This is a genomic window from Streptomyces sp. NPDC030991, assembly GCF_055571235.1.
Genome location: NZ_JBVIFR010000016.1, coordinates 49,515 through 74,729, shown reverse-complemented (window position 1 = coordinate 74,729; position 25,215 = coordinate 49,515). Strand labels below are relative to the sequence as shown.

Annotated in this window: 27 protein-coding genes and 1 riboswitch; of the genes, 11 read left to right on the top strand and 16 right to left on the bottom strand. The window is 71.9% G+C overall.

The window, feature by feature from the left end; translation table 11 throughout:
• Positions 1-37 precede the first annotated feature (37 nt).
• Entirely contained in the window at positions 38-310 is a 273-nt protein-coding gene (locus tag ACZ45E_RS27490; protein WP_468225267.1) for a holin, read from the top strand.
• Positions 311-344: 34 nt separating this feature from the next.
• On the opposite strand, the gene ACZ45E_RS27485 is transcribed toward ACZ45E_RS27490, so the two are convergent.
• From ACZ45E_RS27485 to bioB, 9 genes are all read right to left on the bottom strand, one after another.
• A complete protein-coding gene (locus tag ACZ45E_RS27485) occupies positions 345-1,358 on the bottom strand; it encodes a hemolysin family protein (RefSeq protein WP_468225266.1) in 1,014 nt (337 codons plus the stop codon).
• Positions 1,355-2,689, bottom strand: a complete 1,335-nt coding sequence (locus ACZ45E_RS27480; RefSeq protein ID WP_468225264.1) for a hemolysin family protein — start codon at positions 2,687-2,689, stop codon at positions 1,355-1,357. The genes ACZ45E_RS27485 and ACZ45E_RS27480 overlap by 4 nt, the downstream gene beginning before the upstream one ends.
• A 186-nt stretch (positions 2,690-2,875) precedes the next feature.
• Positions 2,876-3,304, bottom strand: a complete 429-nt coding sequence (locus tag ACZ45E_RS27475; protein ID WP_468225262.1) for a GNAT family N-acetyltransferase — start codon at positions 3,302-3,304, stop codon at positions 2,876-2,878.
• Positions 3,305-3,388: 84 nt separating this feature from the next.
• Positions 3,389-5,953, bottom strand: a complete 2,565-nt coding sequence (locus ACZ45E_RS27470; protein ID WP_468225259.1) for an ABC transporter permease — start codon at positions 5,951-5,953, stop codon at positions 3,389-3,391.
• Between the two features lie 2 nt (positions 5,954-5,955).
• Positions 5,956-6,750, bottom strand: a complete 795-nt coding sequence (locus ACZ45E_RS27465; protein WP_468225257.1) for an ABC transporter ATP-binding protein — start codon at positions 6,748-6,750, stop codon at positions 5,956-5,958.
• Positions 6,751-6,900: 150 nt separating this feature from the next.
• Entirely contained in the window at positions 6,901-7,620 is a 720-nt protein-coding gene (locus ACZ45E_RS27460; RefSeq protein ID WP_468225541.1) for a class I SAM-dependent methyltransferase, read from the bottom strand.
• A gap of 213 nt (positions 7,621-7,833) precedes the next feature.
• The gene (gene bioD / locus ACZ45E_RS27455; protein WP_468225254.1) at positions 7,834-8,559 is read right to left on the bottom strand and encodes a dethiobiotin synthase; all 726 of its coding nucleotides are present in this window, start codon (positions 8,557-8,559) and stop codon (positions 7,834-7,836) included.
• A 6-nt stretch (positions 8,560-8,565) separates the two neighbouring features.
• On the bottom strand, positions 8,566-9,843 hold the full coding sequence (locus ACZ45E_RS27450) for an adenosylmethionine--8-amino-7-oxononanoate transaminase (RefSeq protein WP_468225251.1): 1,278 nt from the start codon (positions 9,841-9,843) through the stop codon (positions 8,566-8,568).
• Entirely contained in the window at positions 9,836-10,966 is a 1,131-nt protein-coding gene (bioB, locus tag ACZ45E_RS27445; RefSeq protein ID WP_468225250.1) for a biotin synthase BioB, read from the bottom strand. Before bioB ends, ACZ45E_RS27450 begins: the two co-directional genes overlap by 8 nt.
• 143 nt (positions 10,967-11,109) lie before the next feature.
• On the opposite strand from bioB, the gene ACZ45E_RS27440 reads away from it, so the two are divergent.
• Entirely contained in the window at positions 11,110-12,279 is a 1,170-nt protein-coding gene (locus ACZ45E_RS27440) for an 8-amino-7-oxononanoate synthase (RefSeq protein ID WP_468225248.1), read from the top strand.
• On the opposite strand, the gene ACZ45E_RS27435 is transcribed toward ACZ45E_RS27440, so the two are convergent.
• Both ACZ45E_RS27435 and ACZ45E_RS27430 read right to left on the bottom strand, forming a co-directional pair.
• Complete coding sequence (locus tag ACZ45E_RS27435) at positions 12,263-12,496, bottom strand: DUF397 domain-containing protein (protein WP_468225245.1); 234 nt, start codon at positions 12,494-12,496, stop codon at positions 12,263-12,265. The genes ACZ45E_RS27440 and ACZ45E_RS27435 overlap by 17 nt on opposite strands.
• A gap of 59 nt (positions 12,497-12,555) precedes the next feature.
• Complete coding sequence (locus ACZ45E_RS27430; RefSeq protein WP_468225242.1) at positions 12,556-13,407, bottom strand: helix-turn-helix domain-containing protein; 852 nt, start codon at positions 13,405-13,407, stop codon at positions 12,556-12,558.
• Between the two features lie 284 nt (positions 13,408-13,691).
• Between ACZ45E_RS27430 and ACZ45E_RS27425 the strand changes: the two genes are divergently transcribed.
• Positions 13,692-14,150, top strand: coding sequence for an ATP-binding protein (locus ACZ45E_RS27425; RefSeq protein ID WP_468225239.1), 459 nt, complete (start codon positions 13,692-13,694; stop codon positions 14,148-14,150).
• A gap of 139 nt (positions 14,151-14,289) precedes the next feature.
• On the opposite strand, the gene ACZ45E_RS27420 is transcribed toward ACZ45E_RS27425, so the two are convergent.
• The 3 genes from ACZ45E_RS27420 to ACZ45E_RS27410 form a co-directional block, all read right to left on the bottom strand.
• Positions 14,290-14,763, bottom strand: a complete 474-nt coding sequence (locus ACZ45E_RS27420; RefSeq protein ID WP_468225237.1) for a C40 family peptidase — start codon at positions 14,761-14,763, stop codon at positions 14,290-14,292.
• A 3-nt stretch (positions 14,764-14,766) separates the two neighbouring features.
• Positions 14,767-14,898, bottom strand: a riboswitch (cyclic di-AMP (ydaO/yuaA leader).
• Positions 14,899-15,294: 396 nt separating this feature from the next.
• Positions 15,295-15,603: a hypothetical protein gene (locus ACZ45E_RS27415; RefSeq protein ID WP_468225234.1), complete on the bottom strand. Its 309-nt coding sequence runs from the start codon at positions 15,601-15,603 to the stop codon at positions 15,295-15,297.
• 7 nt (positions 15,604-15,610) lie between these two features.
• Positions 15,611-16,246, bottom strand: coding sequence for an ATP-dependent Clp protease proteolytic subunit (locus tag ACZ45E_RS27410; protein WP_468225231.1), 636 nt, complete (start codon positions 16,244-16,246; stop codon positions 15,611-15,613).
• A gap of 97 nt (positions 16,247-16,343) precedes the next feature.
• Here ACZ45E_RS27410 and ACZ45E_RS27405 point away from each other — a divergent pair, with 97 nt between their 5' ends.
• The 8 genes from ACZ45E_RS27405 to ACZ45E_RS27370 all read left to right on the top strand — a co-directional run bounded on the left by ACZ45E_RS27405 (position 16,344) and on the right by ACZ45E_RS27370 (position 23,267).
• The gene (locus ACZ45E_RS27405) at positions 16,344-16,631 is read left to right on the top strand and encodes a type II toxin-antitoxin system Phd/YefM family antitoxin (RefSeq protein WP_468225228.1); all 288 of its coding nucleotides are present in this window, start codon (positions 16,344-16,346) and stop codon (positions 16,629-16,631) included.
• Between the two features lie 297 nt (positions 16,632-16,928).
• On the top strand, positions 16,929-17,231 hold the full coding sequence (locus ACZ45E_RS27400) for an urease subunit gamma (RefSeq protein ID WP_468225538.1): 303 nt from the start codon (positions 16,929-16,931) through the stop codon (positions 17,229-17,231).
• A gap of 14 nt (positions 17,232-17,245) precedes the next feature.
• The gene (locus ACZ45E_RS27395) at positions 17,246-17,557 is read left to right on the top strand and encodes an urease subunit beta (RefSeq protein WP_468225226.1); all 312 of its coding nucleotides are present in this window, start codon (positions 17,246-17,248) and stop codon (positions 17,555-17,557) included.
• The gene (locus ACZ45E_RS27390) at positions 17,550-19,271 is read left to right on the top strand and encodes an urease subunit alpha (RefSeq protein WP_468225223.1); all 1,722 of its coding nucleotides are present in this window, start codon (positions 17,550-17,552) and stop codon (positions 19,269-19,271) included. The genes ACZ45E_RS27395 and ACZ45E_RS27390 overlap by 8 nt, the downstream gene beginning before the upstream one ends.
• An 11-nt stretch (positions 19,272-19,282) precedes the next feature.
• Entirely contained in the window at positions 19,283-19,957 is a 675-nt protein-coding gene (locus ACZ45E_RS27385; RefSeq protein ID WP_468225222.1) for an urease accessory protein UreF, read from the top strand.
• 61 nt (positions 19,958-20,018) lie between these two features.
• The gene (ureG, locus tag ACZ45E_RS27380; protein WP_468225219.1) at positions 20,019-20,708 is read left to right on the top strand and encodes an urease accessory protein UreG; all 690 of its coding nucleotides are present in this window, start codon (positions 20,019-20,021) and stop codon (positions 20,706-20,708) included.
• Positions 20,696-21,484 carry an urease accessory protein UreD gene (locus tag ACZ45E_RS27375; protein WP_468225218.1) on the top strand — a complete coding sequence of 263 codons (789 nt, stop codon included), beginning with the start codon at positions 20,696-20,698 and terminating at the stop codon, positions 21,482-21,484. Before ureG ends, ACZ45E_RS27375 begins: the two co-directional genes overlap by 13 nt.
• A 166-nt stretch (positions 21,485-21,650) precedes the next feature.
• Positions 21,651-23,267, top strand: coding sequence for an alpha/beta hydrolase (locus ACZ45E_RS27370; protein WP_468225216.1), 1,617 nt, complete (start codon positions 21,651-21,653; stop codon positions 23,265-23,267).
• A 66-nt stretch (positions 23,268-23,333) separates the two neighbouring features.
• Here the strand turns inward: ACZ45E_RS27370 and ACZ45E_RS27365 are convergent, their stop codons facing one another.
• Positions 23,334-24,356, bottom strand: a complete 1,023-nt coding sequence (locus tag ACZ45E_RS27365; RefSeq protein ID WP_468225536.1) for an NAD-dependent epimerase/dehydratase family protein — start codon at positions 24,354-24,356, stop codon at positions 23,334-23,336.
• 73 nt (positions 24,357-24,429) lie between these two features.
• Entirely contained in the window at positions 24,430-25,146 is a 717-nt protein-coding gene (locus tag ACZ45E_RS27360; RefSeq protein WP_468225215.1) for a lysophospholipid acyltransferase family protein, read from the bottom strand.
• Between the last annotated feature and the right edge of the window lie 69 nt (positions 25,147-25,215).

The following is a 25,215-nucleotide window of genomic DNA, read 5'->3' as shown; positions in this document are numbered from 1 at the left end:
ACACACACCGCAGCACCACGTCACGGGGGAGTGCACCATGTGGACCAGTTCCTTCTGGAAGGCCACCGCCGAACGCGCCGTACGGACCTTCGCCCAGGCCCTGGCCGCCGTCCTCGTCGCCGGGGCGACGAACCTGTTCGACGTCGACTGGGCCGGGGCCCTCGGGACCGCCGGCCTCGCCACCCTCCTCGCGGTCCTCACCGCCGTCGGCACCGCGGGGGTCGGCGCCCGCGGTCCCGGGGTCCTGGAGACACCCACCGAGGGCGCGACCCACGGGGCCCACCCGCACCCCGGCGGACCCGCGGCCTAGCCAGGTCCCCCGCGTCGCTACGGGCGGGGTGACCTCACGCGGGCTGCCCGAACAGCTCGCGCAGCACGTCCTCCATGGTCACCATCCCGGCGAGCCGGCCGTCCGCGCCGAGCACCGCCGCCACATGCGTACGGCTGCCGCGCATCGCCGTGAGGACGTCGTCCAGCGGCGTGCTCTCGCGCACCCGGGCGATCGACCGCATGTCCGGCACCCGGAACGGCAGATCGCGCGGCATCGCGTCCAGCGCGTCCTTCACGTGCAGATAGCCGACGATCCGCCGCCCCTCGTCCACCACAGGGAACCGCGAGAATCCGGACTGCGCGGACAACTGCTCCAACTGCTCGGGCGTGACGCCCACGCGCGCGTAGACCACCTTCTCCAGCGGCAGGACGACGTCCTTGATGGGACGCCGGCCCAGCTCCAGCGCGTCGTGCAGGCGCTCCTGCGCCCGGTCGTCGATCAGGCCCGCCTCGGAGGAGTCCTTGACCATGCGGGCCAGCTCGTCGTCTGAGAACGTCGCCGTGACCTCGTCCTTGACCTCCACGCGCAACAGCTTGAGCACCCCGTTCGCGAAGGCGTTCACCGTGAAGATGACCGGCCGCAGGGCGCGCGCCAGGGCCACCAGCGGCGGGCCGAGCAGCAGTGCCGAGCGCACCGGCTCGGCGAGCGCGACGTTCTTCGGCACCATCTCCCCGAGCAGCATGTGCAGATACGTGGCCACGGTCAGCGCGATCACGAACGAGATCGGGTGGACCAGACCGTGCGCCACCCCGACGCCGTCGAACAGCGGCTCCAGGATGTGCGCGATGGCCGGCTCGGCGACGATGCCCAGCACCAGCGTGCACAGCGTGATGCCGAGCTGCGCCGCGGCGAGCAGCGCCGACACGTGCTGGAGACCCCACAGGACGCTGCGCGCCCGCCGGTCGCCGTCCTCGGCGTACGGCTCGATCTGACTGCGCCGTACGGAGATCAGGGCGAACTCCGCGCCCACGAAGAAGGCGTTGACGACGAGCGTCGCCAGACCGATCAACAACTGGATCGCGGTCATCGCGTCTCCTCCTGCGGGGTGGTGCCGGTGAGCGGGGCGTGCAGCAGGACGCGGGCGGCGCGGTGTCCGCGCGCGTCCACGACGTCGAGCCGCCACCCGGTGACCTCGACACGGTCACCGACGTCCGGGATCCGCCCCAGCTCGGACGCGACCAGCCCGGCCAGCGTCTCGTACGGGCCGTCCGGCACCCGAAGTCCCACACGCGCGAGCTGGTCGGTGCGGGCGGAGCCGTCGGCCGAGTACAGGGTGCGGCCCTGCTCGTCGGTGCCCGCGGCGGCGATGTCGGGCGTCTCGTGCGGGTCGTGCTCGTCGCGGACCTCGCCGACGACCTCCTCGACGATGTCCTCCAGGGTGGCGACACCGGCCGTACCGCCGTACTCGTCGATGACGACGGCCATGGTGCGCCTGCCGGAGAGCCGGTCGAGCAGCCGGTCCACGGTCAGGGTCTCCGGGACGAGCAGCGGCTCGCGCAGCAGCTCGGACACGCGTTTGCGGGGCCGCTGCTCGGCGGGGACGGCCAGGACGTCCTTGATGTGCGCCACGCCCACGACGGAGTCGAGGCTGCCGCGGTAGACGGGGAAGCGGGACAGCCCTGTCGCCCGGGTCGCGTTCGCCACGTCCTCGCAGGTGGCCTGGACATCGAGGGCCATGACCTGGACGCGTGGCGTCATCACGTTCTCGGCGGTCAGGTCCGCCAGGTTGAGCGTGCGGACGAACAGCTCCGCGGTGTCCGCCTCCAGCGCGCCCTCCTTCGCGGAGTGCCGGGCGAGCGCCATCAGCTCCTGCGGCCCGCGCGCGGAGGCCAGCTCCTCGGTCGGCTCGATGCCGAAGCGGCGCACCAGGCGGTTCGCGGTGTTGTTCAGATGGGTGATGAACGGGCGGAACGCCGCGCTGAACCAGCGCTGCGGCGTCGCCACCCGCTTGGCGACCGCCAGCGGTGAGGAGATGGCCCAGTTCTTCGGCACCAGCTCGCCGACGACCATCAGGAACACGGTCGACAGGGCCGTGCCGAGCACGAGGGCGACCGATGTCGACGCCGACGCGGGGATGCCGACCGCTTCGAGCGGACCGGCGATGAGCTTGGCGATGGACGACTCGGCGAGCATGCCGACGACCAGGTTGGTGACGGTGATGCCGAGCTGTGCGCCGGACAGCTGGAAGGTCAGGTTCCGGGCGGCCTTGAGGGCACCGGAGGCGCCGCGCTCACCGCGCTCGACAGCGAGTTCCAGGTCGCCGCGCTGGACGGTGGTGAGCGAGAACTCCGCCGCGACGAAGGCGCCGCAGGCCAGCGAGAGCAGCACTGCGACGGCGAGCAGAAGCACTTCGGTCATCGGGTCACCTCCGTCCCATGATCGGCCAGGGGCGGGAGTGACGCGCGCTCTCGTGGACCACGCAGGGGGACGGACCGGGTACTGGGGGGCTCGCCCATGGGCGGACGCTCACACCTTTCGCAGAAGTTCGAATGACCCTCCCATGGTAAAGGCTCAGCAAAGCGCGGTTGGCTCCGGGCACCGGGCTCACTCCGCGGCCAGCGGCTTCACCCAGCGGGACCACTGCGGCTCGGGCGTGTAACCGGCGGCCCGCCACGCGGAGTGCGCCCGCTCGTTGCGGTCCAGGACCATCGCGTCGCCGCGCCGCCCGCCGAGCGCCACGAACCGCTCCTCCGCGGCGGCCAGCAGCGCCGACCCGATGCCCTGCCGCCGTGCGTCCGGGCGCACCGCGAGCCGGTACAGATGGCACCGCCAGCCGTCGAACCCGGCGATGACCGTGCCCACCAGCTCCCCGCCGCGCTCCGCGAGCAGCAGCGCCCGCGGGTCCCGCGTGACGAGGCGCTCCACGCCGACGCGGTCGTCGCTGATGCTGGTGCCCTCGGCGGCCGTCTTCCAGAACGCCAGCACGGCGTCGAGATCGGCGGGGGACGCGGACCGGATACGAAGATCGCTCATGGCCCGATCCCAGCACCGGCCCCGCCCGGCCCGCCGCCCTTTCCACATGGCGGACGCCGCCGCCCGCCCCGCGGTCCCGACCGGTCACTCGTGCGCGATCGCCGTCAGCACGTTCATCCGGGACGCCCGCAGCGCCGGAAGCAGCGCCGCCGCAAGACCCACGAGCACCGAACCGACCACCACCGCGACGATCGTCGGCCACGGGATCGCCAGCGCCTTCATGCCCTCCAGTGCGAGGACGTGATGTGCGGAGACCCCCCACACGAGGCCGAGGGCGAGCCCGAGGACCGCGCCGAACACCGCGATCACCACCGACTCCAGGCGGATCATGCGCCGCAACTGCCGCCGGGCCAGCCCGATCGCCCGCAGCAGCCCGATCTCCCGGGTGCGCTCCACCACCGACAGGGCCAGAGTGTTGACCACACCGAGGACCGCGATGACGATGGCCAGGCCCAGGAGCGCGTACACCAGGTACAGCAGCACCGCGATCTGGTCGTGGACGAGCTTCTTGTAGTCGGCCAGGTCGCGCACCTGCACCTGCGGATACGGGTCGAGTGCCTTCTCCAGGCGGCTGCGCAGCGTCTGGGCCGAGGTGCCGGGCGCCGCGTTCACGTACACCGCCGAGTCCTGGCCGCCGGGCACATACCGCTCCAGGGTGGCGAGCCCCATGAAGAAGCCGCCCTGGATGCCGAAGCCGCCGCCCTCCTGGTCGGTGAGGGCGCCCACGGTGAAGTCGGCGCGCCGCCCGCCGGGCAGCTCCACCGGCAGCACACTGCCGACCCGCGCCCCGTGGTCGTCCGCGAACTCCTTCTGCAAGGCGAGGTGCCGGGGCGCGAGCGCCGCCGCCGTGCCTCCCTGCGCGTACGGCACGTGCGCGACGTCGTCGAGCCGCCGCTCGTACCCGGCCGCGGTCGTCTCGACCCGTTTCCCGTCCGGCATCCGCACCGCGAGCGGGGTGAAGCGCTGCCGTACGACCAGGCCGACGCCGTCGGTGGCCTCGATCCTGTCGGTCACCTCCTGCGGGAACGGCAGGAAGTTGGCGTTCTGCACGGTGAAGTCGGCGCCGAGCGTCTCCTCGATCTGCTCGTCGAAGGACTTGCTCATCGACGCGCTCGCCACGGACATGCCCGCGACCAGCGCGAGCCCCACCATGAGTGCGCCGGCCGTGGCACCGGTGCGCCGCGGATTGCGCAGGGCGTTGCGCTGACTCATCCGGCCGATCGAACCGAACACGGCCGGGAACGCGGCGCCGAGCACACGAATCACGGGGCGGACGAGCAGCGGACCGGCGATCACCGTCGCGAGCAGTGTCAGCACGATCCCGAGCGAGAGCAGCGTGCCCGCCGTGCCGGTCCGCGTCGCCGTCACGCATCCGACGAGCGCGGCCGCGCCCGCCGCGGCGACCAGCAGCCCCACGATCGCGCGCACCTTCAACGGCCGTCCCGCACCGGCTATCTCGGCGTCGGCGAGCGCCGCCATGGGGGAGACGCGGGCCGCCCGCCGCGACGGCAGGTACGCGGCCACGAAGGTGACCCCGACGCCGACCACGAACGACGCGACCGGCGTGCCCCAAGCCACCACCATCTCGGTGGACTTGAGGTTCATCCCGAAGACGCCCATGAGCTTGATCAGGCCCGCGGCGAGCGCCACCCCGACCCCGAGTCCGACGGCGGAGCTGACGAGACCGAGCAGGACCGCCTCCGTCAGCACCGAGCGCCGCACCTGCCGCCGGTCGGCGCCTAGCGCCCGCAGCAGCCCCAACTCCCGGGTCCGCTGGGCGATCAGCATCGAGAACGTGTTGACGATCAGGAACACACCGACCAGGACGGCGATCCCAGCGAAGCCCAGCATCACATACTTGATGATGTCGAGGGATCCGCCCAGATCCTCGACCGCCGACTTCGCGTCCTCGTCGGCGGTCTTCAACTCGTAGGTGTCTCCGAGCCGTTGCGCGATGTTCCGCTTGAGCTGCGCGTCGCTGACGCTGTCCGTCGCGTCGACCGAGATGCTCGTCGCCCGGCCGGCCCCGCCGAGCAGACGGCGCTGCGCGGTGCCCGTGTCGAGGAAGACCAGGGCCGCGCCCGGATTGGTGGTGCGGTACGTCGCGATGCCGACGACCTCGACCTCGAACGACCCGGGCCGTGCCATGACGGTGAGCGTGTCCCCGACGCGTACGTGCTTCTTGTCGGCCGTGTCCGCGTCGAGCAGCGCCTCGCGGTCGCCGCGCGGCGCGTGGCCCGACGTCAGCCGGACCGGGCTGCGCTCCGTCGGCTCCCAGTTGGTGGCGATGGTGGGCGCGCCGCCGGTCGGCCCGACCGATTCGTTGTGCCGGTCCACCACGGTGATGCTCTCGACCCCGGCGTCGACGTGGGTGGCGGCGACCCCCTCGACCGTCCGGATCCGGGCGGCCAGCGAGGCGGGCACGGTGCGTACCTCGCCGGACGGCAGCGCCTCGCCGAGGTCGTCCTCCTTGGGGCTCACCCGTACGTCCGCCGAGGTCGAGGCGAACAGCCGGTCGAAGGTGCGGGCCACCGTGTCGGAGAAGATCAGGCTGCCCGCGACGAACGCCACCGACAGCACCACCGCCAGGGCCGAAAGCACCAGGCGTCCCTTGTGCGCGAGAAAACTCCGCAGCGTCGCCTTCAGCACGGCTACTGCCCCGAGCCGGGCCGGCCGGTCGGCGCGCCCCGGGCGGCGGAGACGTCGAACCGCTTCATCCGCTCGAGGACCGACTCCGGCGTCGGCGCGCTCATCTCGTCCACGAGCCGGCCGTCACCGAGGAAGAGCACCAGGTCGGCGTGGGCGGCGGCGCCCGGGTCGTGGGTCACCATCACCACGCTCTGCCCGAGCCCGTCGACCGCCTCGCGCAGGAACCCGAGCACCTCGAGACCCGCCCGCGAGTCCAGGTTCCCCGTCGGCTCGTCCGCGAAGATCAGCTCGGGCCGGGCCGCGAGGGCCCGCGCGCACGCCACCCGCTGCTGCTGCCCGCCGGACAACTGCGCCGGCCGGTGCTTCAGCCGGTCCCGGAGCCCGAGCGTGTCGATGACCTGGTCCAGCCACTTCGGGTCCGGCGTCTTGCCCGCGATGTCCATCGGCAGCGTGATGTTCTCCGCCGCGTTCAGCGTGGGGATGAGGTTGAAGGACTGGAACATGAACCCGACGCGGTCGCGCCGCAGCCGGGTCAGCTCACGGTCCTTGAGCCCCGTGATCTCCGTGTCGCCGAGCCACACCTGTCCCGCCGAGACGGTGTCCAGTCCCGCCAGGCAGTGCATCAGCGTGGACTTGCCCGACCCCGAAGGGCCCATCACCGCCGTGAAGCGGCTTCGCGCGATGTCCACGTCCACCGCGTCGAGCGCGAGCACCTGGGTCTCACCGGAGCCGTACGCCTTGGTCAGGCCCCTGGCCCGCGCGGCGACCACATCCGTGACCACGTCCGCATCCCCCACTCCAACTCCCTTACAACGTAAGCCAGTTGTGCAGCGTGTCGGGTACGACCATAGCCCGCGGCGGCCGGTCCCGCGGTACCCGCGACATCGGCGCGGCCTGTACGTCCGATGCACGCAGGCCGGACAGGGTCGGGGGCGTGGACGTGAGGATCATGGTGCGGGGTCGCGCGAGGGACCCGCGTCGCTGAGCTCCGGCCGTCGCGCCACCCCCAGCACGCAGTACGACGTGGGCAGCCGAGGCCCCCGCTCCGGCAACAACAGCTCGCGGTACGGGCCCAGTTCGAAGCCGGCGTCCCGCAGCGCACCCAGTGTGTCCCGCCCCACGTGACACCCCCCGAACAGCCGCGGCCACACCGTCCGGTCCAGCGCCGTCTGCACGCCCCGCATGCCGCGCCCCGGTGCTCGTACATGCTCGAAGAACCGCACCTCGCCGCCGGGCCGCACCACCCGGCGCACCTCGGCCAGCGCCCGGGCCACGTCGCGCACGCTGCACAGCACGATGGAGAGCACGACCGCGTCGTACCCCTCGCTCTTCACCGGCAGCGCCTCCGCCGCGCCCGGTACGACATCCACCGGCACCTCCGCGCGCTGCGCCGCCTCCACCGCCAACTGCCGCAGCACACGCTCGGGTTCGATGGCGACGACCTCGGAGACGGTGCGCGGGTAGTGCGCGAAGTTCAGCCCGTTGCCCGCGCCGACCTCGATGACCCGCCCCGAGAGACCGCCGAGCAACTCACCGCGCACCGGCGCCATCGACGGCTCGGCCCGTTGACTGAACCGGGCGTAGTACCGGGCGAACAGCGGATGACTCACCACGTCGTACGGTGCCCGCCGCGTCGCCTTCTTCGCCGGGGACGAATGCCGGTCCATCATGGGACCCTCCTGGGGCCGGTCCGACTGGTCACGCGGATTCTTCCCCCGCGCGGCCGCGCTGAACGGATTCGCGCGGCGCGGTACCGGGTCCGTGAGCGCCCCCGCCCCACCGCGACCACCGGGCCCACGGGGGCGCCGGGACGCCCGCCCGGCCCTTCCCCGTCGCACCCCGCCGAGCCGTCCGACCGCCCCCGCGCCCCTGCGGCGGCGTCAGCCGGCCCGCCGCGCGAACTCCTCCCCGTCCCACACCCCACCCAGCTCCGGACCGAGCCACCCCGGGGCCCGCGACCGGAACGCGGCCACGTCCAGCCCCCCGGCCCCCGCCGGCACCGCCCCCACCAGCGGGGCACCCGCCACCCGGGGCAGGTCCCCGACGTTGCAGCGCTCCGCGAGCCCCGGCTCCCGCGGCCAGCTCCCGATGACGACACCCGCCTGCACGAGGCCCCGGGCACGCAGCGCCTCGGCCGTCAGCTGCACGGAGTTCAACGTGCCGAGGCCCGCCCGCGCGACCACCAGGACGGGCGCCCCGAGCAGCCGCGCCGCGTCGGCCAGCGTCGCGCCCTCCTCGTCGAAGTGGACCAGCAGCCCGCCCGCGCCCTCGACCAGTACCAGATCGTGCGACGCGGCCAACTTCCCCGCCGCTTCGGCGACATCAGCGGGACGCACCGGCGCGAGCCCGGCCCGCGCCGCGGCCGTCCCCGGCGCCAGCGGCTCCGGGTACCGGCCCAGCTCCACCGGTGTCACCGCGCCGCCCGCGAGCCGCACCACCTCGTCGGCGTCCCCCGGCTCGCCGGGCGCGAGGCCGGTCTGCGCGGGCTTGAGCACGGCCACCGACCGCCCGGCCCGCACCGCGGCGGCGGCCACCGCGGCCGTCGTCACCGTCTTGCCGATCTCGGTCCCGGTCCCGGTGACCACCAGCACCGTCGCACGCGTCATACCCGCTCATCCCTCCCGCGCGGCCGCGCACACCGCGCGCCCGATCCGTGCCAGATCATCGTCGCCGGTGATGTACGGCGGCATCGTGTAGACGAGGTCCCGGAACGGCCGCAGCCAGACCCCCTCGGCGACCGCCGCCCGGGTCGCCGCCGCCATGTCCACCTCGTGGTCCAGCTGCACGACGCCGATGGCGCCGAAGACCCGTACCTCACGGACCCCCGGCAGCTCCACGGCCTCCGACAGCGCGTCACGCAGTCCGCTCTCGATCCGTTTGACCTCCGCCCGCCAGTCCTGGCCGAGCAGCAGGTCGATCGACGCGCAGGCCACCGCCGCGGCCAGCGGATTGCCCATGAACGTCGGCCCGTGCGCGAGCACCGGCACCTCGCCCCGCGAGATCCCGTCGGCGACCCGCGCCGTGCAGAGCGTCGCCGCCAGCGTCAGATAGCCGCCGGTCAACGCCTTGCCGACGCACATCACATCCGGTGTCACCGCCGCGTGCTCGGCCGCGAACAGGGCCCCCGTCCGCCCGAACCCGGTCGCGATCTCGTCGAACACGAGCAGCACGTCGTGCGCGTCGCACGCCTCCCGCAGCACCCGCAGATACGTGGGAGAGTGGAACCGCATCCCGCCCGCGCCCTGCACCACCGGCTCCACGACGACCGCCGCCAGCTCGTGCGCGTGCCGCCCGATCAGCTCCCGCAACCGCTCCGCGTACGTCTCCTCGTACGCGCTCGGCGGTGCGTCCGCGAAGATCTGCTCCGGCAGGACCCCCGCCCACAGCCCGTGCATCCCGCCCTCCGGGTCGCACACGGACATCGGCTGCCAGGTGTCACCGTGGTAGCCGCCCCGCCAGGTCAGCAGCCGGCGCTTCTCGGGCCTGCCGAGCGAGCGCCAGTACTGCAGGCACATCTTGAGGGCGACCTCCACCGACACCGACCCCGAGTCGGCGAGGAACACATGCTCGAGACCCTCGGGCGACATGTCGACAAGACGTTCCGCGAGCCGGACGGCGGGCTCGTGCGTGAGCCCGCCGAACATGACATGGCTCATCCGCTCCAACTGCCCGCGCGTCGCGTCGTTGAGCACCGGGTGGTTGTACCCGTGGATCGCCGACCACCACGACGACATGCCGTCCACCAGCTCGCCGTGCCCGGCGACCCGCAGCCGCACCCCGGCCGCCGACTCGACGACCAGGGGCCGCTGCCGACCCGGCATGGGGCCGTACGGGTGCCAGACGTGCTGCCGGTCGAGGGCCAACAGCTCCTCCACGCGCGCGTCAGGCATTGGGCGCGACGTCCGTCCCCGCACCCCGGCGACGTACGGCCACCAGATCGGCACGCGTCCGCGCGGCCTCGGCCGGGGCGTCCGCCGAGTCGGTGGCACACACCGAACCGCAGCCACCGCCCCGGTGCTCGGGCAGCGTCACCTCGTCGGCGCCCTCCACCTCGAACCCGGCGTCCGCGATCATCTCCAGGTCCGCCCGGCCCGCCTGGCCCTCACTGGTCAAGTAGTCACCCAGGAAGATGGAGTTGGCGATGTGCAGGGCCAACGGCTGCATGGAGCGCAGATGCACCTCGCGCCCGCCCGCGATCCGCACCTCCACGTCCGGGCAGACGAAGCGGACCATGGCCAGAATGCGCAGGCAGTGCTGGGGCGTCAGATGCCACTCCTTGGCCAGCGGCGTCCCCTCGAAGGGGATGAGGAAGTTCACCGGCACCGAGTCCGGGTCCAGCGCACGCAGCCCGAACACCACGTCGACGAGGTCCTCGTCGCTCTCGCCCATCCCCGCGATCAGCCCCGAACAGGCCGAAAGACCCGCCGCGTGCGCCTTCTGTACGGTGTCGACCCGGTCCGCATAGGTGTGCGTCGTCGTGATGGAGCCGTAGGTCGCCTCGGACGTGTTCAGGTTGTGGTTGTAGGCGTCCGCACCCGCCCCGCGCAGCCGTTCGGCCTGGCCGTCGGAGAGCAGGCCGAGGCAGGCGCACACCTCGACGTCCTCGTTCTCGGACTTGATCGCGTCGATCGTCCTCGCGACCCGGTCCACGTCCTTGTCCGTCGGGCCGCGCCCGCTCGCCACCAGACAGACCCGCTTGGCGCCGCCCGCGACCCCCGCGGCGGCCGCCTTGGACGCCTCGTCGGGCTTGAGCCACGTGTACTTGAGGATCTCCGCCTTCGAGCCCAGGCGCTGCGAACAGTACGAGCAGTCCTCCGGGCAGAGCCCCGACTTGAGGTTCACCAGGTAGTTGAGCTTCACCCGGCGCCCGAACCAGGTGCGGCGCACCTTGCCGGCCGCCGCCACCACGTCGAGCAGGTCGTCGTCCGACGTCGCCAGCACGGCGAGCGCCTCTTCACGGCTCGGCAGTTCGCGCCGCAGCCCCTTGTCCACCAGCGTGTTCAGCAGGTCCATGGCGTCAGATCCTCGCCTATCGAGCCGCCCCCGCGAAAGGAGACTTCGTACAAAGGACCGCGTTCGACGTGTGGGTATTACCACACCCTGACCTGGTGGCGGCGCGACTAGGGTCTGTGCGTTACCTACAAACAGAGGGAGTCATGGCCACAGCCTCCACCCGCGCGTTCGGCTGGCTCGACGAGCAGCGCCGCACCCGTGAAGCCGCCGGGCTCGTCCGCACGCTGCGCCCCCGCCCGGCCGACTCCCCACTGCTCGATCTCGCGAGCAACGACTACCTGGGTCTGGCCCGCCACCCCGAGGTCGTCGAGGGCGCCGCCGAGGCCGCGCGCCGCTGGGGCGGCGGGGCGACCGGCTCCCGGCTGGTGACCGGCAGCACCGAACTGCACGCCCGCCTGGAGCGCGAACTGGCGAAGTTCTGCGGCTTCGAGGCCGCACTCGTGCTGTCCTCCGGTTACGCCGCGAACCTGGCCGCCGTCACCGCGCTCGCCCCGCACGGCTCGCTGATCGTCTCGGACGCGGCCAACCACGCCTCCCTCATCGACGGCTGCCGCCTGGCCCGCGGCACCACCCAGGTCGTGCCGCACGCCGACCCCGCCGCCGTCCGCAAGACCCTCGGCGCCCACGAGGGGCCCGCCGTCGTCGTCTCGGACACCGTCTTCTCCGTCGACGGGGACCGGGCGCCCCTCGGTGAACTTGCCGCCATCTGCCGGGAGTTCGGGGCCGGTCTGCTCGTCGACGACGCGCACGGTCTGGGCGTGCTAGGCGCCGGCGGCCGCGGCGCCCCGCACGCGGCGGGCCTGGCCGGTGCGCCGGACACGGTGGTCACGGTCACGCTCTCCAAGTCCTTCGGCAGCCAGGGCGGCGCCGTCCTCGGACCGGCCCATGTCATCGACCATCTCGTCAACACGGCCCGTACGTTCATCTTCGATACGGGGCTGGCTCCGGCGGCGGTCGGCGCGGCACTGGCCGCCCTGCGGCTGCTGCGCGGCGAACCGTGGCGCGCGGACCGGGCCCGCGAGGTCGCGACGACGCTGTATCAACTGCTCACCGAGGCGGGCCTGTCGGCGGTACGGCCGGACGCCGCGGTGGTCTCGGTGCGGGCGCCCTCGCCCGACGAGGCGGTGCGCTGGGCCGCGGACTGTCGCGCGGCGGGTCTCTCCGTGGGCTGCTTCCGCCCGCCGTCCGTGCCGGACGGCATCTCGCGACTGCGGCTGACCGCCCGCGCCGACCTCACCGACACGGAACTCGGCGAGGCCGTGCGGGTGATCAGCCGCACGGCTCCCGGCGGAGCGTTCAGCGCAGTGAGGTGACGAACTCCTCCCAGGCCGGGGCCGCGAACAGCAGGGCGGGCCCCGCGGTGTTCTTCGAGTCGCGGACGCCCACCAGTCCGGTCGCGGGCCCCGAGGTCAGGGGGGCTGTCTCGACGCAGTTGTTGGCGCCGGTGCTGCGGCTGCTGCGCCGCCACCGCGCGCCGCTCAGCGACGAGCTGGAGGGAACGGAAGGAACGTGCCGAGGCAGTGCATTCATGGTGCCCCCTTACGCAGTGCCGGGCCCGGGGCGAGGTGTCGGCGTCCTCGTCCGCTCGGCTATCCGGCGATCTGTGCGATGAATTCCAACGAGTCCTCGGGTGACAGAGCGCGGAGGAGAAGAGCATCGAAGGCGTCCGTGTACGCCGTGAGGTCTTCTTTCCGCTCGAGGTAGAGGCTACTCGTCAAATGGTCGAGAACAACCACGTCCAGATCAGATGTGTTCGGAAATGAGAACACAACGAAAGGGCCGGTGAGGCCGATATGGCCACCTGTCGAAAAAGGGAGCACCTGAATTCGGACATGTGGCATCTGCGCCGCCTCGGCCAGATGTGCAAGCTGTCGCCGCAGGATGCCGGATCCGCCCACTTCGCGCCGCAGCACCCCTTCGTCGAGCACCGCGCTCAGTCGCAGCGGCGGTTGCGCCCGCAACACGTCCTGCCGCGCGAGCCGCACCTCCACCAAGGCCTCGATGTGCCGCTCGGGCATCCCCGTCAGCACCGAACGCGTCACCGCCCGCGCGTACTCGGGCGTCTGCAACAGCCCCGGGACCACGCTCGTCTCCAGCGTCCGGATGCGGCACGCCTGCGACTCCAGACTGATGAAATCGCGGTAGGACGGCGGCAGCAGCCCCCGATAGGCGTGCCACCAGTGCTGCCCGCCCGCATCCTCGGCACCCGCAAGCGCGACCACGAGTTCGCGCTGGCGCGGATTCTCCGTCTCGAACGCGTCGAGCAGGCGCAGCACGTCCGACGCCTTCACACCACTGCGCCCTGTCTCGATCCGGCTCACCTTCGACTGGTGCCAGCCGACCAGCTTGGCGGCCTCCCCACTGGTCAGCCCGGCCTGCACCCGTAACGCGCGTAGCTCCGCGCCGAGTTTGCGACGGCGGACAGCGGGACCGTACTTCATGCCGACTCCTCAACGCTCCTCGGGCCTCGCGGCCGGGCTCTCCCCGACCCGTGCCACATGGCCGCTGAGCAGACGGTAGAGGAACCGGCGAGCGCTCGCCCAAATACGGTCTACCGTCGCAGAGTTCACCGCTTCGAGCGACAGATATATGCATATCTTGGGGGATCGGCACCGCGGGAGGGCAACCAAGTGGCACTCTGTCGCGAAGCAGAAGTCGGAGGCCGCACGCCAGCGAACCGCCAGAGTCGCAGGCGCGGTCCCGGTGGGAAAGGGACGACGTCGCCATGGCAGACCACCAGGAAGCATCCGTCACGCTGCCGAGCGATCCCGCCTCGGTCTCCGCCGCCCGCGGGTACGTGAGCAACGTACTGGCGGAGTGGGGCATGCCGCGGGACTCCGACGCGGCGGACATCGTGCGCCTGATCGTCTCGGAACTGGCGACCAACGCCGTGCAGCACACCCTGGGCCAGTCGCCCACCTTCACCGTCGACCTGGAACTCGAACGCGACGAACAGTTGCGGATCGGCGTCACGGACAGTCATCCGCGCTACCCCAAGCGCCTGCCCGCCGCCGTGCAGCAGGACAACGGCCGCGGCATGGTGATCATCCGCTCCCTCACCGCGGAGTGCGGCGGAAGGCTCTCGGTGTCACCCACGCCGGAGGGCGGGAAGACCGTGTGGATCTCCCTGCCCTGGATCATCAGCATGAACGACGGCCCCACCCGCCCCCTGCCCGCCCGCTGACGGCACCGGGCCGCGATCCCGGAACCACCGGGCACGCCGGAGCGCGCCGAATGCCCCCGGAGGCACCGGAGCCCTGCGCGAGCGCGCGTGGGGACGGGCCTGGCGCCCGGCCCGTCCCAGAGGCTGCCGTGCGGCGGGGTCAGCGCACCCGGCCGTACCAGACGCTCCGCGTCCAGATCTTCTGCAGCCGCACCACGTCCCCGGTCTTCGGGGAGTGCCAGATCCGCCCCTTCCCCGCGTAGATGCCCACGTGGTAGACGCTCCGGCCCGAGTGGAAGAAGACCAGGTCCCCGGTCCTGCGATGGGACGGGGCGACGTGGCGGGTCTTGTTGTACTGCTGACCGGCGGTGCGCGGCAGCTTCTTGCCCGCCCGCTTGAACGAGTAGAGCGTCAGGCCCGAGCAGTCGAACCGGTGCGGCCCCGAGGCGCCCCACTTGTACGGCGCTCCCTTCTTGGAGGCCGCGACCTTCAGAGCCTTGGTCGAGACCGCCACGGCCGACGCCTCGGACGCGGTACCGGGAACCATGATTCCGGCACCGGCGACGGCCAGCGTCAGGGCCGACGCGGTACCCGCCCGGGTCAGCAGCGAGGGAACACGATTGAGCGCAGTCATGCGCAACCCTTCGTCAGCCGCCTGTGAAGGGTGACCTGTCGGGTTCGGGCAGGCGAAGATGCCCGGCCGCGGTCTGCGGCTTCACCCCAAGGACCACTCGGACGCCACCTCCGTCGAGATGGGCCGGCGGCCCGTCGTGCCTGGGTCCTCCACTCCTGCCGGTGCACTTCTGTCGACCTGGCATCCGCGCGGCGGCAGGACTCGGCGTCCGCACGGACCGCCCCGCCGCGGCGGCGGGGGCTTGTCGTCGGAAGGGATCTTCACGCACTTGTGGAGGCGAAGCCGAGTCGAACCGGCGGTAAGTGAGGCTCCTCACGCTTGACCCGTTCAGGTGGACAGTGCGGCATTCGAACCCCGTCCGCGACCCCCGACCACGCTCGTACCAGCGGCGGAACGGCTTGTTCCGGTCTCTGCGTACCGTCGGAGCGCAACTGCGACCGACTGGATTCTGTAGCACTGTCTACGCCATTCGGCGGTACACCATCTGGACCGTTTCGGCGCGACGGCAGACAGTCCGCCCGAGCTGTGGCATCAACTGACCGTTTCTGGCGGCAGAGCGACCCTCTGTGTTCGTTTCTCGCCGTCAAGGACGCGCAACGCGCGTGTCAGGGTTGCCGCGTGCACCTCGCTCTCGCCCCGCCGGTGCATCAGCTCCAGCGCGTCCCGCAGCGCCACCGCCCGGCCGACCAGCGCCTGCGCCGCCCGCAGCCCCCGATAGGTGTCGTCGCCGCGCGCCGGATTGATCCGCGCCAGCGAATCGACCACCGCCAGATAGCTGTCCACGAGGTCGCACTCGGCCCGGGTCAGCGCGGGCAGCGGCGGCAGTTCGGACGGGTACACCGGCCGGTCACCTCGCACCCTGCGCGCCGAGCGCGCTCTTGCGGCTCCGCACGACGGCGTCCACCAGGCCGTACGCAAGGGCCTGGTGCGCGTCCAGCACCATGTCCCGCTCGATGTCCCGGCCGACCTGCTCCTTCTCCCGCCCCGAATGGCGCGCGAGCAACTCCTCCAACCGCTCGCGCGTCCGCACGATCTCGCGCGCCTGGATCTCCAGATCGGTGGGCTGGCCCCGGGCCGGTTCGGGCAGCGCGGGCTGGTCGAGCACCACGCGCGCGCCGGGCAGCATCATCCGCTTCCCCGGTGCTCCGGCGGCCAACAGCACCGCGGCGACGGACGCGGCCTGCCCCAGACAGGTCGTCTCCACCGCGCAACTGACGTACTGCACCGTGTCGTAGATCGCCGTCATCGCACTGAACGAGCCGCCGGGCGAGTTGATGTACAGCGAGATGTCCTGGTCGGGCGCCGTGTATTCGAGGTGCATGAACTGCGCCATCACATCGTTGGCGGACGTGTCGTCGATCGGGGTCCCGAGAAAGACGATGCGCTCCTCGAGCAGCTTCGCGTACGGATCGAGCGTGCGGTGCCCCGATGCCGTGCGCTCGGTGAACTCGGGCAGGACATAGCGGCCGGACGGACGGGTCATGGTGCTCGCGCCTCCTGTGCTCGTCACGGCCCCCGGGCTGCCCGGAAGCCGTCGCTGTAAAAAATGTACAGGACGTACATGACGTACGATGGGGAGCATGGCCTACGAGATTCCGGTGACGCAAGCCAGGGCTGAGTTCGCCGATCTGATCAACCGCGTGGTGTACGGCGGGGAGCGCGTCGTCGTCACCCGGCACGGCAAGCCGCTCGTCGCCCTGGTCTCGGCCGCTGACCTGGAACGACTCGAAGCGCTCAACGAGGCCGCGGGGGACGCCGGGCAGCCGGCGATCACCTCCGTCTCCCGCGTCGGATCCGTGGCGTCCGCTCCGGGCGAACGGCAGCGGTTCGGCATCGCGGCGGAACACCGCGGCCCGGAAGTCCGCTGAGCCGACGGCCCTGACCGACGCGGGTGCCGACCCGGACGCATCGCGGGCGCCGACCCGGACGCGTCACGGGCCTCATGGGTATGGGCGAGGTCAGCCGACGGCAATGCGGCGGTCAAGCGATGGTTAACCTCGTTGAAACTCCGCCCAACTAGCCTGCGCCGCACGTCACCAGGGGTTTTGGTAACCAGGGTGCGCAAGACCATGCGCATTTCTTGTGTGTTACATCTATACCCGTCGCGGTGGCCGCGGCAGCCGGGCCCCGCACGGTCCGGAGCGAAGGACTGTGAGGTGGGACGCGTGCAACTGACCCCGCACGAGCAGGAGAGACTGCTCATCCATGTGGCCGCCGACGTGGCCGACAAACGCCGGGCCCGGGGTCTGAAGCTCAACCACCCCGAGGCGATCGCCCTGATCACCTCGCACGTCCTCGAAGGCGCCCGCGACGGCCGCACCGTCGCCGAACTCATGTCATCCGGGCGCGCGGTGCTCACCCGGGACGACGTCATGGAGGGCATCCCCGAGATGATCCACGACGTCCAGGTCGAGGCGACCTTCCCGGACGGCACCAAACTCGTCACCGTCCACGAGCCGATCGTCTGACAGGGGCGGCAGTCATGATTCCCGGAGAGATCCTCTTCGCCGACGAGCCGGTCGCCTACAACGAGGGCCGCGACGTCATACGTATGACGGTGCTCAACGCCGCCGACCGCCCCATCCAGGTCGGCTCCCACTACCACTTCGTCGAGGCCAACCCCGGCCTCGAATTCGACCGTGCCGCCACCCGCGGCCGACGGCTCGACATCCCCGCCGGGACGGCCGTCCGCTTCGAGCCCGGCATCCCCGTCGAGATCGGACTCGTGCCCCTCGCGGGCAACCGGATCGTCCCCGGCCTGCGCGGCGAGACCCGAGGTGCCCTCGATGCCTGAGCTGTCCCGCGCCGCCTACGCCGACCTGTTCGGTCCCACCACCGGCGACCGGGTCCGCCTCGCCGACACCGACCTCTTCGTCGAGATCGAGGAGGACCGCTCGGGCGGCCCCGGCCGCTCCGGCGACGAGTCCGTCTTCGGCGGCGGCAAGGTCATCCGCGAATCCATGGGCCAGTCGCAGGCCACGCGCGCGGAAGGCACCCCCGACACCGTCATCACCGGCGCCCTGATCATCGACCACTGGGGCATCGTCAAGGCCGACATCGGCATCCGGGACGGCCGGATCACCGGGATCGGCAAGTCCGGCAACCCCGACACCATGGACGGCGTCCACCCCGACCTGGTCATCGGCCCGGAGACCGAGATCCTCGCGGGCAACGGGAAGATCGTCACCGCGGGCGGCATCGACACCCACATCCACTTCATCTCGCCGACCATCGTCGACGAGGCCCTCGCCTCGGGCGTCACGACGCTCGTCGGCGGCGGCACGGGCCCGGCCGAGGGCTCCAAGGCGACCACCATCACGCCCGGCTCCTGGCACCTCGCCCGGATGTTCGCGGCGAAGGAGGACAGCCCCGTCAACATCGGGTTCCTCGGCAAGGGCAACACCATGTCGAAGGAGTCCATGCGCGACCAGCTGCGCGCGGGCGTCCTCGGGTTCAAGATCCACGAGGACTGGGGCGCCACCCCGGCCGTGATCTCCGCCTGCCTCGACGTGTGCGAGGAGTCCGGCGCCCAACTCGCCATCCACTCCGACACGTTGAACGAAGCCGGTTTCGTCCAGGACACCTTCGACGCCGTCGGCGGCCGGACCCTGCACGCCTTCCACGTCGAGGGCGCCGGCGGCGGCCACGCGCCCGACATGATCACCGCCGTGCAGCTCCCCAACATGCTGCCGAGCTCCACCAACCCGACCCGCCCGCACACCGTCAACACCGTCGAGGAACACCTCGACATGCTGATGGTCTGCCACCACCTCAATCCCGCGGTCCCCGAGGACCTCGCCTTCGCCGAGTCCCGCATCCGGCCCACCACCATCGCGGCCGAGGACATCCTGCACGACATGGGCGCCATCTCGATCATGTCGTCGGACTCGCAGGCCATGGGCCGCATCGGCGAGGTCATCATGCGTACCTGGCAGACCGCGCACGTCATGAAGCGCCGCCGCGGCTTCCTGCCCGGCGACCTCCGCGCCGACAACCAACGCGCGCGTCGCTATGTCGCCAAGTACACGATCAACGCGGCGATCGCCCAGGGCATCGAGCACGAGGTGGGCTCCGTCGAGTCCGGCAAACTCGCCGACCTGGTGCTGTGGGACCCCATGTTCTTCGGCGTGAAACCGCAGGTCGTCATCAAGGGCGGGCAGATCGCGTACGCGCAGATGGGCGACGCCAACGCCTCCATCCCGACCCCTCAGCCGGTGCTGCCCCGCCCGATGTTCGGCGCCCGCGGCAGGGCGCCCGCGGCCAACTCCTTCAACTTCACCAGCGAATGGGCCCTGGAGGACGGTCTCCCGGACCGGCTCGGCCTGGCGCGCACGTTCGTCCCGATCCGCTCGACCCGGGGCAGGACCAAGGCCGACATGCGGAACAACGACGCCCTGCCGAGGGTCGAGGTCGCCCCCGACTCGTTCGCCGTGACCATCGACGGCGAACTCGTCGAACCCGCCCCCGCCGCCGAACTGCCGCTCGCCCAGCGGTACTTCCTGTTCTGAGCGGCCACACCATGACACGCGCGACCCTGCTCGTCCTCGCCGACGGCCGCTTCCCCGCCGGCGGGCACGCCCACTCCGGCGGCGCGGAGGCCGCGGTCAAGGCGGGCCGCGTCACCGACGCGGCGAGCCTGGAGGAGTTCTGCCGCGGCCGCCTGCACACCAGCGGCGCCACCGCGGCCGCCCTCGCGGCCGCCGCGGCGCTCGGCGTCGACCCCCTCGCCCTCGACGCGGCGGCCGACGCCCGCACACCCTCCGCCGCCCTGCGCGGCACCGCGCGCAAACTCGGCCGACAGCTGATGCGCGCCGCCCGCGCCACCTGGCCCCACCCCGAACTCGACGCCCTGGCGCGGCAGTTCCCCAAGGGCGCGCACCAGCCGGTGGTCCTCGGCCTCACCGCCCGCGCGGCCGGACTCGGACCCGAGGACGCCGCGTACTGCTCCGCGTACGAAGGTGTCAGCGGGCCCGCGACCGCCGTCGTACGCCTGCTGAGCCTCGACCCGTTCGACGCGACCCGGGCCCTCGCGCGGCTCGCGCCCGAACTGGACCTCGCCGTGCGGGCCGCCGTGGACGCGGCGAGACGCGCCGTCGACGAGGGGACCGACGCGCTGCCCGCCGGGTCCGCGCCGCTGCTGGAGATCGCCGCGGAGGCGCACGCCGCCTGGCCGGTCCGGCTGTTCGCGTCGTAGGACCCGGTCCTTTCCCGAGCCCCACCGGCTCACCCCGCTCACGAACCTGGAGCCGCAGACCATGCACCTCGACCACAGCCACGACGGCCCCGCCGCCGTCTCCGCCGACGCCCACCGCCCCGACGGCACCCGCCGCGCCCTGCGCATCGGCCTCGGCGGGCCCGTCGGATCCGGCAAGACCGCCACCGTCGCCGCGCTCTGCCGCGCCCTGCGCGACGAGCTCTCCCTCGCCGTCGTCACCAACGACATCTACACGCGGGAGGACGCCGAGTTCCTGCTGCGCGAAGCCGTGCTGCCGCCCGAGCGGATCACCGCCGTGGAGACCGGCGCCTGCCCGCACACCGCGATCCGCGACGACATCTCCGCCAACCTCGAAGCCGTCGAGGACCTGGAGACCGAGCTGGCCACCGGCGCCGGGCCGCTCGACCTGATCCTCGTCGAGTCCGGCGGCGACAACCTCACCGCGACCTTCTCCAAGGGCCTCGTCGACGCGCAGATCTTCGTCATCGACGTCGCGGGCGGCGACGACATCCCGCGCAAGGGCGGGCCCGGCGTCACCACCGCCGACCTGCTCGTCATCAACAAGACCGACCTGGCCCCGTACGTCGGCTCCGACCTGGCGCGGATGGCGGCCGACGCGAAGCAGGCGCGGGCCGAACTCCCCGTCGTGCTCCAGTCGTTGCGCTCCGATGCCGGGGTCGGGGAGGTCGCCTCCTGGGTGCGGGCACAGTTCACGGCATGGACCGCGTGAGCGTCCCCGACGAGGCGCGGGCGGGCGTTCGTTCCACCGCCCGTGTCACCGCGCGCGACGACGGCCGCGGCGGCACCGCCCTGCCCGTCCTGGAGAGTGAGGGTTCGGTCGCGCTCCGACGCGTCCGGGCCACCGGCCCGGAGGCCGCCGTCATGCTCGTCGGCGCCATGAGCGGCCCGCTCGGCGGCGACCACTTCACCGTCGAGGCGCGCGTGGAGCCGGGGGCCCGGCTGCGGATCGGTTCGGCCGCGGCCACGCTCGCCCTGCCCGGACAGGCCAAGGGCGAGGCCCGCTACGACGTCCGCCTCACCGTCGCCGACGGAGCCCGCCTCGACTGGCTGCCCGAGCAGCTGATCTCGGTGGACGGCAGCGATCTGCGCGTCACCACCCGCGCCGATCTCGCCGAGGGCGCCCGCCTCGTGCTGCGCGAGGAACAGGTGCTCGGCCGCGTGGGGGAGCAGCCGGGCCGGCTCTCCAGCCGACTGACGCTGTATCGCGCGGGCCGCCCGCTGCTCGACCAGGAGGTCGCCTGCGGTCCGGGCGCACCCGGCGGCTGGGACGGCCCCGCGGTCCTGGCCGGTCACCGGGCCCTGGGCCAACTCGTCGTCGTACGACCGGAGTTCGAGGACGATCAGCCGTCCGCCGCCGTGTTCGACGCGGACGGCACCGCCGCGCTGACCCCCTTGGCGGGGCCCGCCGTGCTGGTCACCGCGGTCGCGCCCGACGCGCTGCGCCTGCGCCGAACGCTGGACGCCGCCCTGGCTCGGCTGATCTGACCACCGAGACGGTCCTGACCGCTGAACGGGACGAGTCATACCGTTTATCGGATTGGTAAAGAACGTCCGCCATCCCTGTTGTCAGGGACCCTCCACACGACAGGATCCGCGTACCGATCGGCAACACGATCGGCGGAACGTCCGAACCGATGTGCGGAGGCCTCACTTGAGAGAGACTCGACAGACGAGTCGCGGCAGCCGGAAGGTGGTGATCGGCTCCGCCGGTGCGTTCGCAGCGGCGGCGCTGATAGCGGGCGCGATCGCCGCCCCTGCCGCCAACGCCGAGCAGCGCACGACCGGCGGCCACAGCCAGGACCGTGAGGCCAAGGGCGCCGCCGTCGCCGCGGCCCGGGCCGAGAAGAAGGGCGTCGACTGGCAGGACTGCCCCGCCGACTGGGGCTTCGCCAAGCCCATCCAGTGCGGCTGGGTCACCGTCCCGCTCGACTACGCGAAGCCCTACGGCAAGCAGATCAAGCTCGCCGTCGACCGCGCAGTCTCCACGGGCACCACGAGCGAGCGCCAGGGCTCCCTCGTCTACAACCCGGGCGGCCCCGGTGGCTCCGGCATGCGCTTCCCGACCCGGGTCACCACCAAGAACCCGCTGTGGACGAAGACCTCGAAGGCGTACGACTTCGTCGGCTTCGACCCCCGCGGCGTGGGCCACTCGGCGCCGATCTCCTGCATCGACCCGCAGGAGTTCGTCAAGGCTCCCAAGGCCGACCCGGTCCCGGACGACGAGGCGGACAAGCGCGCCCAGCGCAAGCTCGCCGAGGAGTACGCGGACGGCTGCTACGAGCGCAGCGGCGAGATGCTGCCGCACATGACGACGCCGAACACCGCGCGCGACCTCGACGTCATCCGCGCCGCCCTCGGTGACAAGAAGCTCAACTACCTGGGCGTCTCCTACGGCACGTACCTGGGAGCCGTCTACGGCACGCTCTTCCCGGGCCACGTCCGCCGCATAGTCGTGGACAGCGTCGTCAATCCCGCCAAGGACAACATCTGGTACGAGGCCAACCTCAACCAGGACATCGCCTTCGAGGGGCGCTGGAAGGACTGGCAGGACTGGGTCGCCAAGAACGACGCCACCTTCCACCTCGGCGACACGCGCGCCAAGGTGCAGCAGCAGTGGCTCACCTTGCGCGCCGCCGCGAAGAAGAGCCCCATCGGCGGGATCGTCGGCCCGGCCGAGCTGATCAGCTTCTTCCAGAGCGCCCCGTACTACGACTCCTCCTGGGCGCCCGTCGCCCAGACGTGGAGCAAGTACGTCGCCGGTGACACGCAGGCCCTGGTCGACGCCATCGCGCCCGACCTGTCGGACACCGCGGGCAACGCGGCCTCGGAGAACAGCAACGCGGTCTACACCGCCGTCGAGTGCGCCGACGCCAAGTGGCCCACCAGCTGGAAGAAGTGGGACAAGGACAACACGCGGCTCCACAAGGACTACCCGTTCATGACGTGGGCCAACGCGTGGATGAACCTGCCCTGTGCCACCTGGAGCACCAAGCAGCAGACGCCGATCGACGTCAAGACCGGCAAGGGCCTGCCGTCGGTCCTGATCGTGCAGTCCACGCGTGACGCCGCCACCCCCTACGAGGGCGCCGTCGAGCTGCACAAGCGCTTCAAGGGCTCCCGCCTGATCACCGAGAAGGACGCGGGCTCCCACGGTGTCACCGGTCTGACCAACCCCTGCATCAACGACCGTGTCGACACCTACCTGCTCACCGGAGAGACCGACAGCAAGGACGTGACGTGCGCCCCGCACGCCACCCCGAAGCCGTGACATCCGTCTGAGCGCACCAGCGAGGCCCGGCCCCTCCTCCGTGAGGGCCGGGCCTCGCTCACGTGGTCAGCCGCGTGAGGCCAGCCACGCGTCCTCGGCCGCGTAGTCGAAGAGACCGGGCGTGTAGTTCGCGACCATCTTCGGGAAGCCGTCCACCCAGTCCTGCTGCCGCAGTCGCTCGGCCAGCCACTCGACCGTCTCCGGCAGCGCGTCGGCGTACGTCGTGACGGGCCGGTACCCGAGCTCCCGCTCCGCGGCGGACATGTCGGCGACGACCGGGTACGGCAGCGACCACGGAGTGTCCCCGACCGTCGGCGCCGGAGGCTCCCCGTCGACCAGGACCGTCTCCACCTCGACACCCATCAACGCGTCGATCATGGCGCCGATCTCCGAGACCGTGGGGCTGTCGGGATCCGCGCCGTTGAGCACCCGCGAGCCCGGCCGGGCCGCCGCGAGTCGCACCAGCTCCGCCAGGTTCCCGACGCTCGTCGGATGGAGGCGGCTCCGCCCGCCGTACGCGAGCACGCGCGTGCGCCGCCCGTCGAGGTTGCGCTTCACGAAGTACAGCTCGCGCGGGGTGCGGCAGTGCGGTCCGTGCACCGCGCCCGCCCGCAGCAGCGTCGTCGGCAGCTTCTCGCCGAGCGCCAGCAGATCCCGCTCCAGCTGTATCTTCCGCGTCCCGTACGTCGCGTCACCCGCCGCGACCGTCCGCCAGGTCTCCGGCACCGGCACCGGGAAGCGCGGCTTCCCGTCCGGCTCCTCCTGCGTGTCGAAGCTGCGCCCCCGCTCGTCCTCGTACACGGCGACGCTGGATATCGCGACCGCCGAACCGATCCGGTCGGCGAACCGCGCGAGCTGCCGCCCGTGCGGCCGGGCGAACGCCACCATGTCCACGACGAGGTCGACACCGTCCCCGACCAGCGCCGCGAGTGCCGCGTCGTCCTCCCGGTCGAGCCGTACCGAGCGCACCTCGTCGGGCCAGGACGCGTCCCGGTGCCCGCCCCGCGAAGCCGCCGTCACCGTCCAGCCGTCCTCCGCGAGCGCCCGTACCGAAGGGCGCCCGATCTGCCCCGCTCCACCGATCACCAATGCCGTCTTCATGCCACGGACCGTACGTCCGTCCACGGGGCGGGTCCGGCGGATTCTGCTCAGCGCAGAGCGGTCAGCTCAGCGGCAACCTCGGGAACTTTCTCGCCTTCGCCCGCTCGGCCTCCGCCTTCACGAGCGCCGCGTACGCGTCGACGTACTCCTGCCCGGACAGTTCGAGGATCGCGTACATGATCTCGTCGGTGACGGCACGCAGGATCGCCTTCTCGTCGTCCATCCCCGCGTACCGCGAGAACTCCAGCGGCTTGCCGAACCGGATCGTCACCCGCCGCATGTTCGGGATCTTCTGGCCCGGGGGCTGCGCCTCGAACGTCCCGATCATCGCGCACGGGACGACCGGCGCCTGCGCCTTCAGCGCCATCGCGGCGACGCCGACCTTGCCCTTGTAGAGCCGCCCGTCGTGCGAGCGCGTGCCCTCCGGATAGATGCCGAGCAACTCGCCCCGGCCCAGCACCCCGAGACCCTCGCGGATCGCGGCCCGCCCGGCCTCCTTTCCCGAACGGTCGACCGGGATCTGTCCCGCGCTGCGGAAGAAGGCGGCCGTCAGCCGGCCCTTGATGCCGGGCCCGGTGAAGTACTCGGCCTTCGCCAGGAACGTGATCCGTCGCTTGATGATCGCCGGCATCAGGAAGTGATCGGAGAACGACAGATGATTGCCCGCGACGATCGCCGCGCCCTCGTCCGGGATGTGTTCGAGCCCCTCGATCCGGGGCCGGAACATCAGCCGCAGCAGCGGCCCGAGGATCACGTATTTGAGCAGTCGGTAGAACATGCCGGTCAGCCTTCCCCCATGCAGCGCCCATCGAAGCGCGCGGAGCCCGTGAACCGCGTCAACGGCCTG